Source organism: Photobacterium phosphoreum (genome assembly GCF_002954725.1).
GTDB lineage: Bacteria > Pseudomonadota > Gammaproteobacteria > Enterobacterales > Vibrionaceae > Photobacterium > Photobacterium phosphoreum.
The window spans coordinates 2,110,615-2,122,326 of sequence record NZ_MSCQ01000001.1 but is presented as its reverse complement, the minus strand read 5'-3'; the positions used below and the strand labels follow the sequence as shown (position 1 = coordinate 2,122,326).

Sequence of the window (11,712 nt, the reverse complement as noted above, 5' to 3'; positions counted from 1 at the left end):
GTAAATAAAACAGAATTTGCTTGGCGACCATAGCGTTATGGACCCACCTGATCCCATGCCGAACTCAGTAGTGAAACGTAATAGCGCCGATGGTAGTGTGGGGTCTCCCCATGTGAGAGTAGGACATCGCCAGGCTTTAATTTCATTTTTACTTTTTTATTAAGGTAGAGACAACAAGTTGCATTTATGCTGAATAGACACTGCGGAGTGGTAGTTCAGTTGGTTAGAATACCGGCCTGTCACGCCGGGGGTCGCGGGTTCGAGTCCCGTCCACTCCGCCATTATTTAAGACATAGTTAAGTCTTTAAAATAACTATAGGGGTGTAGCTCCAACTGGCAGAGCAGCGGATTCCAAATCCGCGTGTTGGGAGTTCGAATCTCTCCACCCCTGCCATATTAAAGAAAGCCTCGACAGTAATGTCGGGGCTTTTTTACGTCTGCATTATTGTAGTAGATTAGGTGTGGCCGTAACTGGCAGAGCAGCAGATTCGCCATACCGAAAATCAGTGCGTGTTGGGCGTTCGAATTTCCCACCCCTGCCATCTTAAAGAAGGCTCATATCGAAAGATATGAGCCTTTTTACTATCTGTAATTTATGCTTGTAGCGTTAATTGGTAGAGCCGCGGATTCGCCATACCGAAAATCAGCGCGTATTGGGAGTTCGAATCTCTCTCCACCCCTGCCATATTCAAGAAAGCCTCGACAGCAATGTCGGGGCTTTTTTACGTCTATATAATTTAGGTGTAGCTCCAACTGGCAGAGCAGCGGATTCGCCATACCGAAAATCAGCGCGTGTTGGGCGTTCGAATCTCTCCACCCCTGCCATCTTAAAGAAGGCTCATATCGAAAGATATGAGCCTTTTTACTATCTGTAATTTATGCTTGTAGCGTTAATTGGTAGAGCCGCGGATTCGCCATACCGAAAATCAGCGCGTATTGGGAGTTCGAATCTCTCCACCCTGTCATCTTCAAGAAAGCCTCGACAGCAATGTCGGGGCTTTTTTACGTTTGTATAATTTAGGTGTAGCTCCAACTGGCAGAGCAGCGGATTCCGCCATACCGAAAATCAGCGCGTGTTGGGCGTTCGAATATCGTAACTCCTGCCATATTAAAGAAAGCCTCGACAGCAATGTCGGGGCTTTTTTACGTCTATATAATTTAGGTGTAGCTCCAACTGGCAGAGTAGCGGATTCACCATACCGAAACTCAGCGCTAAAAACCACCAACATAGACGCGGGTATTTGAGCATACTAAGCTTGTTAGTAGGTAAATATTTTATAGCGGTATTTCGCGTGAAAAAACATAATAAACAATGACAAAGCGATAAGTGCTAGTTTTAAATACCAGAGATTAATTGACGTATAGACATTTTATTTGTAATAAAAAGTTCTTGGATAGAGAGTGAAAGTGGTAATGTGGTAGAGTAAATAGTCAATTTTTGGGAGTTTTTATGCCACACATTCGTTTTCGTGCTATCGCATTCGATACAGTAAAGCATTTATCAACGGCATTGGTTGATGATTTACAGCCAATAATGCAGTGTCCTCGTGAAGACTTCACATTAGAACATATACCGGCATCATTTATATTTGATGGTGAAGTGTCTGATGCTTACCCTTTTGTTGAAGTATTTTGGTTTGATCGTGGCCAAGAGATTCAAGATCTTGTGGCTGAAACGATTACTGCGGTAGTGAGAAAGGCTGTTGCCGATGCGAATCAAGACGTAGCGGTTATTTTTACTGCCCTGACGCCTTCAGCTTATTATGATAACGGTAAACATTATTAAGCCGTTTTTATTCTTATAGTGATGTGGTTATTTTTAATTTTATGATGATATTAGCCCATTACATTAATGGGCTGATTTGTCTGTGTAGGCTTGTATTATGGCGCGTAGAACAAAAACAAAAGTAGTTGCTGGCTTAGGTGTTGTGGCTGGTGCATTGGGGTTAGGTGCGTTTAATTCATCATTTGATGTGACGATGCAACCTGAAGTGACAAATGAAGTTTTTGCTCCCCATTTTACTTATCGTTGTATTGAGAGTGAAATTGCTCCACCACTTGATAATAATGGCGTGCTCACGGTTGCTGTATGGAATATTTATAAACAGCAACGTTCGAATTGGCGCTCAGCATTAGAATCATTTACTCAAAAAAGTGACTTGGTGTTATTACAAGAAGCCAGTTTAAATACCGATCTAAAAACTTATTTAGATGCTAACCATTGGCAAGTCAGAATGGCGAATGCATTTCGTTTTCTTGATACGCCAGCAGGGGTGATGAATTTATCGCGGGTATCATCGCGTCAAACCTGTGCTTATCTTGCTATGGAGCCATGGCTACGGTTACCAAAATCGGCATTATTATCACAGTTTTCATTATCAGACGGACAAACATTGGCGGTCGTTAACTTACATGGGGTTAATTTTGCGATTGGTTTAGGTGAATACAAACAGCAATTAGATAGCTTAAAAGCCGTTTTAGAGCAGCATCAAGGGCCGATTATATTGGCAGGAGATTTCAATACTTGGCGTAAAGCGCGTATTAAAGTGGTGCATGAATTTGCACATTCTTTGGGGTTGAAAGAAGTTAAATACCATAATGATCAGCGAGTACGAGTATTAGGTAAGCCGTTGGATCATCTTTATTATCGTGATTTGCAATTGGTAAAATCAGAAGCACCTAAAACGGATGCTTCTGATCATAGTCCATTATTGGCCACGTTTAAATTAACGCATTCGGTGATGCATTAAGCTGAAATAATCAGTAGCGGCCAGATAATAATGGTCAGTACCCAAGGAAGTACCGCAATAATGATTGCTTTAGCGCGATCAAGATCTGTCCACGCACTCACTGCTGCGTAAGTTAATGCGATGTACCATGGCGCTAATAATGGCATGGTCGTCGCGATCGCTGCCCAGCGATTATTCATTGGTAATTTTAGAAGACCATTAAAACTATTTAAATCTGCAGCATTAGGCAGAATATTATTATGATTAAAAACAATATTAATATAGCTGGCAATATCACCAATAAAAGACGGCAGCATAATAAAGCAAACCGCCGCGAGCCATTTACCATAGCTATGTTGATGTTGACTGCCTTTAGTCGCTAACTTTAGCCATAAAGCCAGTACAAAAATAACCACGGTGCGCCCTGTTATATCACTAAATACCTCGCCCGCAAGTAGCACTTCACGGGTTAACCATGACTGTTGTACATTCTCTCCAATGTTGCCTAGCTGAGCTTGAATGTTTTGTTGTAGCCATGGCATATCGACATGATTAAAGTAACTGCCCCATAAAATAAATGAGCCGAGTAAAATCATTAAATACGGTAAAATTGCCCATTTTGGACGCTCATAGATGGCTGCAAAGCATTCTATTGGCGAACGAAAGATATCAATAATAGCAATGATTGGGTTTTTAGATGGCGTCATGCTTTAACCTTTCTCTTATCAATAACTAACTTTAATTGTTGACCTTGCTTAATGTATTTACTGCTAGCCAGATTATTCCATTTTTTGATCTCGGCGACAGATACATCATAACGTTGTGCGATAACGCTTAAGCTATCACCTCGACGGACTTTATAAATGATCGTTTTGTGCTTAGTTGCTGTTATTTTAGTTACTGCCGCGGTTGAGAGTTTTAATCGCTGTCCTTTTTTCAGTATTGTATTTTTGCTGAGGCGATTAAGTTGCTTGAGTTTAGTGATACTGGTTTTATGCTGGCGTGCAATACTCCATAAACTATCGCCTGATTGCACCACATAATGCTGCGCTTCTACATTAATGGCAGCACGATGCTGACGATTAACTAATGAAATTGGTGATGTTGGAATTGTTAGCGATTGACCAATACGGATATTAGTTGTTTTAAGTTTATTGATCTTTTGAATTGCTATAATGCTGCTGTGATAACGCTTAGCGATTAATCCTAAGCTTTCACCTGCTTTTACGCGGTGATGGTGAGTAATGATGCTCGCATTACGGTTCTGCGCTAATTCACGTTTAAAACGCTTAACATCTTTGATTGGCAATAACAGATGATTAAGGCCATTGGGTGCGGTGACACCACGGCGGTATGCTGGATTAAGATCTTTAAGTTCACGAGTACTAATACCTGCAAATTCTGCTGCAATCGCAAGATCCATTTGTACGCCAGGTTTCACTACTTCAATAACTGGCTTATTACTGATTGGTGGAATGTGAAAGCCATATTTTTTAGGATGCATAATAATATCGGCAACCGCATAAAGTTTCGGCACATAACTGCTGGTTTCTTTAGGCAGATCGAGTGCCCAATAATCAGTCGGTTTACCTGCTTCACGGTTTTTACGAATCGCACTAAATACACGACCTTCGCCAGTATTATAAGCAGCAAGCGCTTGTTGCCAATTACCATCAAACTTTTTGTTTAAGTACTCGAGTAAATTTAGCGCAGCTGCGGTTGATTTAACCACATCACGGCGGCCGTCATACCAGCTATTTTGCTTTAAACCAAAACGACGTCCAGTATCGGGAATGATTTGCCATAGTCCAGCCGCTGCCATATTTGAATAAGCGTGAGGATCAAATGAGCTTTCTACGATAGGCAGAAGAGCGAGTTCGAGCGGCATACCACGTTTTTCAACTTGTTCTGTGATGTAATACAAGAAGGGTTGAGCACGTTGAGCGATAATTTCAAGGTTACGTGGATTATTTAAATACCAGTTACGGTAATATTGAACACGTTTGTTATTAGGGATTTTAGTCGTGATCTGCATCGCGATGCGATCCCAAACATCCTGTTGTTGTTGCGGCGTTAACTTAACGACGACGGGCTGTGGTTTTTTGACGATAGGTGCCACAGGGACAACAGGTGTATTAATTGGTTGCTCAACGACAGTATTTTGTTGGTTAGTATCGACCTGCGTTGTCTCTTTTGTAGTTTGACAACCTGCGATAACAAGCACACTTGCTAAAAGAATTTTGAATTTCATGACAGTCGTTTGTAGCCAAAATGGTTGGTGATAATACTTGCCCAACCACCTTGGTTACAAGGGGAGAAACGTTAAAATTCATCTTTCCAACGTCGAAGTGCCGCAAATGTCTCAATATCTGAGTTATCGTATGCTTTATCAGCAACAGAGTGTTTAATACTTGGCTGATCACAACGTAAAAAAGGGTTAATAAGTTTCTCATTACTGAGAGTTGTTGGTAGAGTACTTTGACCATTTGCACGTAGACGGTTAACTTGATCACGATAACGTTGCAAATGAGCATTACCTTGTTCAGCGACTAACGCGAACGCAAGATTTCCAGCGGTGTATTCATGAGCGCAATAAATCTGAGTTTCATCTGGTAGTGATGCTATTTTTTGTAGTGAGTTAAACATTTGTGCAGGCGTACCTTCAAAAATACGACCACAGCCTGCAGAGAATAATGTGTCGCCACAAAATAGTTTTTCATCACCGACATAAGCAACATGTCCAAGGGTGTGTCCAGGTACGCTAAGCACCATAAAACGTTCACCAAAGATATCAACTTGGTCGCCATCTTCGACTGGACGCGTGATCCCTGGAATAGGTTCATCGTTAGGACCGACAACTTTAATTGAAGGGAAACGGCGTTTTAACTCACTAATACCACCCACATGGTCATGATGATGATGAGTGATGAGGATAGCATCTAGAATTAAATTGTCTTTTTCTATTGCCTCAAGAACCGGCGTGGCATCCCCTGGATCAACAACGACACAATGATTATCTGGGTTTTGAATCAGCCAGATGTAATTGTCTTTAAATGCGGGTATGCTTTTAACAGTTAACATGAATTTTGTCTCCAGCCTTATCAGGTGTTGAGCAGTATCTTATGAAGCCAACGCGTACAGTAACACACATTGAAGTTCCTTATACATGGTCGAATGTGATCAATGGTGAATGGGTAGCAGAATTATTACAGGCGCGACTCGATGAGTGGTGTCCGAGATTGTTTGGCTATCATATGTTAAAGCTTGGAGGCTTGAGTGCAGAGCTGACCAGTAACCATTGTAATATTCAACATCAAATTAGCGTCGATAAGCTTAGCCCTAAGCGTACTGTTGTGGCTGATGCTTTGGAATTACCCTTTATTGAAAAATCCTTTGATGCGTGCTTATTGATGCATCAATTGGATTATGCCACTGATCCCCATGGGCTATTACGTGAAATTGATCGGGTGATGGTTGATGACGGCTACTTGGTATTAAGTGGTAATAATCCACTTAGCCTATTAGGGTTACGAGGGTTATTACCGTGGAATCGCCGCCAAGCACCGTGGACGGGAAGAATGTATTTACCGTTTAGAATTAATGATTGGCTGCGATTACTCAATTATGAGGTGGTGTATCAAGAAACATTTGCGATAGTGCCAGCAACACGTCACCTTGCCTGTGCCGCGTGGCTTGAACATGTATTGTCTGAGCCTTTATCGGCAGTCGGTAGTTTGTATTTTATTGTGGCACGGAAACGTACTTGCCCGCTAAAACCGATTAAACCGACATGGAAATTACGCCGTCAATTGGCACCACTGCGGATTAACTGCCGTACTCAAGCTGAAAAAATATTACCTAAAACGCCACCACGCTCATAAATGTCAGTTTGGTTGATAACCCGTATCTGCTTGAGTAGGGTTTTCAGCGCCTGTGCGTGCTAACACATCACAACGTTCATTCTCAGGGTGGCCAGCATGGCCTTTAACCCAGTGCCATTGAACTTGGTGGCGTTGAGTTTCTTGATCAAGTTGTTGCCAAAGATCGGCATTCTTTACCGGTTTTTTATCTGCTGTTTGCCAACCCCGTTTTTTCCAATTATGGATCCATTGCGTAATTCCTTGGCGCACATATTGGCTGTCAGTGGTAAGATCAACAGAGCATGGCTGTTTTAAACTTGCGAGTCCCATAATGGCTGCAAGCAGTTCCATGCGGTTGTTGGTGGTCATTAAATAACCGCCATTGAGCTCTTTTTCGTGTTGTTTGTATCTGAGTACCGTGCCATAGCCGCCCGGACCTGGATTACCTAGACACGATCCATCGGTGAAAATTTCTACCTGCTTCATCATTGTGGGTAGTTTTGCCTTAGATAAAAACTTAAGTCTGACACATTAACTACTATGAAAGCCACTAACCAACGCATTATTGTATTTGATACAGAAACAACCGGTATGAACATGACCGGCCCCCATTATGAAGGCCATGGTATTGTTGAAATCGGTGCGATCGAGATCATTGATCGTAAATTAACCGGTAAAACGTTTCATGTTTATATCAAACCAGATCGGGCCATCGAGCCTGAAGCGATTGCTGTTCACGGTATTACGGATGAATTTCTGCGTGATAAACCTGTTTATGCAGATATTCACCAAGAATTTATTGATTTTATTGATGGCGCAGAGCTAGTCGCACATAACGCATCGTTCGATACCGGTTTTATGGATTATGAATTCCATAAAATGGGTGCGTCAATTGCAAAAATAGAAGATATCTGTCAGGTCACTGATACCTTAGATATGGCCAAAAGGCTGTTTCCAGGTAAACGAAATAACCTCGATATTTTATGTTCACGTTATGGTATAGATAACTCACATCGTACTATGCACGGCGCATTACTCGATGCCGAGATCCTCGCTGACGTTTATTTGATGATGACCGGTGGTCAAACATCATTACGTTTAAGTAGCGGTAACGATGATTCGACAACGGAATCTAGCATTCGCCGCTTAGTTGATGGTCGAAAAGTATTAAAGGTTGTTCATGCAACTGCCGATGAACTAACAGCACATCAAGATAGGCTTGATCTGATTGGTAAAAAGGCTGACGTTATTTGGCGTCTTTAGGGGCATTATGTTGCGGCGATTATGGTTACTTATTTTCTATGTCCCGCTTTGTGCCTGGATTCCAATATCAAGTGCTTGGGGACAAACCGAGACGAGATTAACGTGGCTTGATAATCGGTTTCGGGTTGATCCCGCAATAGAACAAATTACCTTTATTGTGACGCGTGAGCAACCGAGTCAATCGGTAGTGTTAGTCGCACCTGATGGGCGAAAATATTATGCAGATCGTCACGCTAAAACGATGTCATGGTACAGCGATAATGGGATGGATATTATTTCTATTAATCACCCCATGGCCGGACCTTGGCAAGCACTAGGCAAAGTATCTGTTAATAATGGTATAAAGCTCATTTCTAATATCCAACTTACTGTCGATCAATTACCCGCACAATTGTATCAAACAGAAGTGTTGAAATTTAAGGCGCGACTGACTCAAAATCAGCAACCATTATTATTGCGTGACTTTTTAGAGCGAGTACAGCTGAAGGTGATGTTTTATCCTATTAGCAATGATTTATCTAATGTTACGGAAGATGAGCTGGCGGTAATTGAGGTCGGTTCATTTACTGATAATGGTCAAGAGTATGATGAAATTGCTGCTGATGGTATCTTTACCATTGCCCTTAATGTTGATGTTGAACCGGGTAAATATCTCGTTAAAATCATCTCAACCAATGGTGTTTTTAAGCGTGAAGTAGAACAAACAGTATTGGTTTACCCTCCGCCAATAACCACGTCTTTTACACAAAGCCAGCAGTCGGCAATACCCCATGCTGTGAATATTGAGACTCAACCTAATCAAACGGTTGTCGGTTCATTAGCGGCTTATTTAGTGGTTAACCAACCACAGGCGAAGCCGCAAATTATTCAACGAAGTACAACAGTATCGCAATCACAATTAGCATTAACATGGCCCAATAATATGCATGTCGGTAAGGCATGGTGGCAGGGGTGGGCTTATGTTACTGATACTCTCACTCAACGTGAGTTAGTGTTTCGATTATCAAAGCAAAATTATATGCAGATGGCTGTAGTAACACCGGATTTAACCTCGTCATTGGCTCAGCAACAGTTCGAACAGAAGTTAGTTGCTCGCAATAAGATAGAGCAACGACAACAGCGGTTATTATGGGTAGTTATTGTCAATATCATTGTCGTCATGAGTGTGATGACATTGTTGTTATTGTGGCGACGTAAACGTACACCTAAACATGATTTAATGTTGCCTAAATAGTGGCAATAAAAACGGGGGAGCATGATGCTTCCCCGTTGTCATAGTGATGTTCAATGTTTATGCTGCACTGTGCACCTTGGGTGCTGTTTGAGACGGATTAACCGCTAATTGCTGAGGATCAAAATCATCGACATTAATGGAATATAATCGTCCCGCTTCTGCGCGGTGGAGTAACTCGGCTTCTGCTGTTGTGATGACACCTAGTTCTAAACCTATGGTGGCTACTTTGCCTAATTGCATGAATGGTAACGCAGTATCAGCAGCTTGGCAGACTCGATCATAAATAGGCTCCGCAGCGAGAATATCAAGTAGTGCCACTTCCATCATTCCCACGGTATTATTTTCAGTAGCTTCTAAAAATTGACCACGACCAATCCGATCTCTGGTTGCTGATGGGGTTTGAATTAAACGTGCAACAAGGTGATCAAGTTTATCGGTGGGTTTACGGCGACGTAATCCTGTCGGTAATATTAATAATCGCAGTCCAGCTGCAATCGCTCTATTGGGAAAGTTCGCTAAAAAATTATCAATGGCAACCTCGGTTTGATAAAGCGCATCTTGTAATCCCCAATGTACTAATGCGATATCCTCTTGTTGCTGACCTTCATCGGTATAACGTTTTAATGTGGCAGAGGCTAAGTATAATTGGCTTAATACATCACCTAAACGGGCCGATAAACGCTCTTTACGTTTAAGTGAACCACCTAGCGTTGCCATTGATATATCGGCTAATAATGCCAAGTTAGCACTGTAACGATTCAGTTGTTGATAATAGCGTTGGGTTGCATCTTTGCGTGGTGCTGATGAGCCTCGACCATCAGTTAATCCTAACCATAAACTACGGCTCATATTACTGAACACAAACCCAATGTGACTAAATAATGCATTATCAAATTGATCTGTAGCAAGGTGTGGATCGTCATTATAAGCGGCATTGATTTCATCAAGTACATATGGATGACAACGAATAGCCCCTTGACCAAATATGATCATTGAACGGGTTAATATATTCGCCCCTTCAACGGTAACCGCAATCGGTGATCCTTGGTAACTTCTTGCAAGGAAATTGCGTGGCCCCATACAAATCCCTTTGCCGCCAGCAATATCCATTGCATCTATAATGCTTTGTTGGCTACGGTGGGTGCAGTGGTATTTTACAATCGCTGAGATAACCGCGGGTTTTTCGCCTAAATCGATACCAGTAACCGTTAATGTTGTAGCTGCATCCAGTACATAAGCATTACCCACAATACGTGCGAGAGGCTCTTCGATACCCTCCATTTTACCAATGGGTAATTTAAACTGACGACGAATGCGTGCATAAGCACCAATTGCCATTGCTGCGGTTTTTAAGCCCCCTGTGGCGTTAGAGGGTAAGGTAATGCCGCGCCCAACAGATAAACATTCAACCAGCATTCGCCAGCCTTGACCAGCCATAGCTTGACCACCAATGATGAAATCAATAGGAACAAATATTTTCTCGCCGCGGGTTGGACCATTTTGAAACGGAATATTAAGTGGGAAGTGACGACGACCAATCTCAATTCCAGCAACATTGGTTGGAATTAAGGCGCAAGTAATACCGAGATCATGCTGTTCACCCAGTAAATGTTCGGGGTCAAAGAGCTTAAATGCCAGCCCTAATACCGTCGCTACTGGGGCTAGAGTGATGTAACGTTTATTCCATGTTAACTCCATCCCAAGTACTTCTTTACCTTGCCATAAGCCCTTTTTGATAATCCCAAAATCTGGAATTGAGCCTGCATCAGAACCTGCTTCTGGGCTGGTAAGAGCAAAGCAGGGAATCTCTTTGCCTGTAGCTAGGCGAGGTAGGTAATAATTTTTTTGCTGCTCAGTACCGTAATGTTGCAGTAGCTCTCCAGGTCCAAGCGAATTAGGCACACTTACGGTGGTTGATAATACGCTAGAGACCCCTGTTAATTTTTGAAGTACTAATGATTGTGCGTAAGCTGAAAATTCTAATCCTCCATATTGTTTTTTTATGATCATCGCAAAAAACTTATGCTGTTTGAGGTGCTGCCACACTTCAGGTGGTAAATCGGCAAGATCGTGCGTGATCTGAAAGTCGTTGACCATGCGGCAAACATCATTAACGGGCCCATCTAAAAAGGCTTGTTCTGCTGGGGTTAAGGTCGGAGCTTGAATGGCATGGAGCTTGTTCCAATCAGGCTTGCCACTAAAAAGGTCAGCTTCCCACCATACAGTACCCGCATCAATGGCTTCTTGTTCGGTTTGTGACATTTTTGGCATGATGCTTTTAAAACTATTGAGTGCGTAGTGAGTAATAAATTTTTTACGTAATATGGGAGTGTTTAACACTAAAGCTATGACTGCAAAAATTAACCAGCTAATCATTCCGGTTACATTTAGTAGTGTACCTAGGATTAATAGTGCAGCAATAACGACTGTAAACGTTAGGCGAGATGCTCGGTGGTAGGCGAGGATGGCTAGCCCACAAAAAAAAGCAATTAAGTATACTAATGTAGTCATAGCGACTCTCCATAATCATATAGCAGCACTGTAGATAGCAGTTAAAAATATCATTCAGTTCATGGCTAGTATTTTTTAGGGGTAATATTGTGCTACAGGTTTTTTTAGAGTATGA

At 42.0% G+C, this 11,712-nt stretch carries 10 protein-coding genes, 2 tRNA genes and 1 rRNA gene; 8 read left to right on the top strand and 5 right to left on the bottom strand.

All coding sequences use genetic code 11. The features are described 5' to 3' along the window. Positions 1-19 precede the first annotated feature (19 nt). The 5 genes from rrf (at position 20) to BTO21_RS09245 (ending at position 2,750) form a co-directional block, all read left to right on the top strand. Positions 20-135 (top strand): 5S ribosomal RNA (rrf, locus tag BTO21_RS09265). Positions 136-204: 69 nt separating this feature from the next. Continuing rightward, a tRNA-Asp gene (locus BTO21_RS09260) sits at positions 205-281 on the top strand. 36 nt (positions 282-317) lie between these two features. After that, positions 318-394 (top strand) — tRNA-Trp (locus BTO21_RS09255). Positions 395-1,450: 1,056 nt separating this feature from the next. Further along, positions 1,451-1,786: a DUF1904 domain-containing protein gene (locus tag BTO21_RS09250; protein WP_045031075.1), complete on the top strand. Its 336-nt coding sequence runs from the start codon at positions 1,451-1,453 to the stop codon at positions 1,784-1,786. Positions 1,787-1,883: 97 nt separating this feature from the next. After that, positions 1,884-2,750, top strand: coding sequence for an endonuclease/exonuclease/phosphatase family protein (locus tag BTO21_RS09245; protein WP_045031072.1), 867 nt, complete (start codon positions 1,884-1,886; stop codon positions 2,748-2,750). Here BTO21_RS09245 and BTO21_RS09240 read toward each other — a convergent pair. The 3 genes from BTO21_RS09240 to gloB form a co-directional block, all read right to left on the bottom strand. Further along, positions 2,747-3,436 carry a Yip1 family protein gene (locus BTO21_RS09240; protein WP_045031070.1) on the bottom strand — a complete coding sequence of 230 codons (690 nt, stop codon included), beginning with the start codon at positions 3,434-3,436 and terminating at the stop codon, positions 2,747-2,749. The genes BTO21_RS09245 and BTO21_RS09240 overlap by 4 nt on opposite strands. Next, positions 3,433-4,980: a LysM peptidoglycan-binding domain-containing protein gene (locus BTO21_RS09235; RefSeq protein WP_045031077.1), complete on the bottom strand. Its 1,548-nt coding sequence runs from the start codon at positions 4,978-4,980 to the stop codon at positions 3,433-3,435. The genes BTO21_RS09240 and BTO21_RS09235 overlap by 4 nt, the downstream gene beginning before the upstream one ends. 71 nt (positions 4,981-5,051) lie before the next feature. Beyond that, positions 5,052-5,810, bottom strand: coding sequence for a hydroxyacylglutathione hydrolase (gene gloB / locus BTO21_RS09230; RefSeq protein WP_045031068.1), 759 nt, complete (start codon positions 5,808-5,810; stop codon positions 5,052-5,054). A 41-nt stretch (positions 5,811-5,851) separates the two neighbouring features. Between gloB and BTO21_RS09225 the strand changes: the two genes are divergently transcribed. Further along, on the top strand, positions 5,852-6,610 hold the full coding sequence (locus BTO21_RS09225; protein ID WP_045031066.1) for a class I SAM-dependent methyltransferase: 759 nt from the start codon (positions 5,852-5,854) through the stop codon (positions 6,608-6,610). A 3-nt stretch (positions 6,611-6,613) separates the two neighbouring features. Here the strand turns inward: BTO21_RS09225 and rnhA are convergent, their stop codons facing one another. Next, the gene (rnhA, locus tag BTO21_RS09220) at positions 6,614-7,078 is read right to left on the bottom strand and encodes a ribonuclease HI (protein WP_045031064.1); all 465 of its coding nucleotides are present in this window, start codon (positions 7,076-7,078) and stop codon (positions 6,614-6,616) included. 51 nt (positions 7,079-7,129) lie between these two features. Between rnhA and dnaQ the strand changes: the two genes are divergently transcribed. Together dnaQ and BTO21_RS09210 are read left to right on the top strand one after the other, a co-directional pair. Then, the gene (gene dnaQ, locus BTO21_RS09215) at positions 7,130-7,852 is read left to right on the top strand and encodes a DNA polymerase III subunit epsilon (protein ID WP_045031063.1); all 723 of its coding nucleotides are present in this window, start codon (positions 7,130-7,132) and stop codon (positions 7,850-7,852) included. Positions 7,853-7,859: 7 nt separating this feature from the next. Next, complete coding sequence (locus BTO21_RS09210) at positions 7,860-9,086, top strand: TIGR03503 family protein (RefSeq protein WP_045031061.1); 1,227 nt, start codon at positions 7,860-7,862, stop codon at positions 9,084-9,086. A gap of 57 nt (positions 9,087-9,143) precedes the next feature. Here BTO21_RS09210 and fadE read toward each other — a convergent pair whose 3' ends face one another. Beyond that, positions 9,144-11,597, bottom strand: coding sequence for an acyl-CoA dehydrogenase FadE (gene fadE, locus BTO21_RS09205; RefSeq protein WP_045031059.1), 2,454 nt, complete (start codon positions 11,595-11,597; stop codon positions 9,144-9,146). Positions 11,598-11,712: the final 115 nt, after the last annotated feature.

Excerpts from the sequence above, each read along its gene's own strand:
- BTO21_RS09210 (WP_045031061.1), top strand. The coding sequence starts at position 7,860 with ATGTTGCGGCGATTATGGTTACTTATTTTCTATGTCCCGCTTTGTGCC.
- fadE (WP_045031059.1), bottom strand. The coding sequence starts at position 11,597 with ATGACTACATTAGTATACTTAATTGCTTTTTTTTGTGGGCTAGCCATC.
- BTO21_RS09240 (WP_045031070.1), bottom strand. The coding sequence starts at position 3,436 with ATGACGCCATCTAAAAACCCAATCATTGCTATTATTGATATCTTTCGT.
- gloB (WP_045031068.1), bottom strand. The coding sequence starts at position 5,810 with ATGTTAACTGTTAAAAGCATACCCGCATTTAAAGACAATTACATCTGG.
- BTO21_RS09225 (WP_045031066.1), top strand. The coding sequence starts at position 5,852 with ATGAAGCCAACGCGTACAGTAACACACATTGAAGTTCCTTATACATGG.
- rnhA (WP_045031064.1), bottom strand. The coding sequence starts at position 7,078 with ATGATGAAGCAGGTAGAAATTTTCACCGATGGATCGTGTCTAGGTAAT.
- BTO21_RS09250 (WP_045031075.1), top strand. The coding sequence starts at position 1,451 with ATGCCACACATTCGTTTTCGTGCTATCGCATTCGATACAGTAAAGCAT.
- dnaQ (WP_045031063.1), top strand. The coding sequence starts at position 7,130 with ATGAAAGCCACTAACCAACGCATTATTGTATTTGATACAGAAACAACC.
- BTO21_RS09245 (WP_045031072.1), top strand. The coding sequence starts at position 1,884 with ATGGCGCGTAGAACAAAAACAAAAGTAGTTGCTGGCTTAGGTGTTGTG.
- BTO21_RS09235 (WP_045031077.1), bottom strand. The coding sequence starts at position 4,980 with ATGAAATTCAAAATTCTTTTAGCAAGTGTGCTTGTTATCGCAGGTTGT.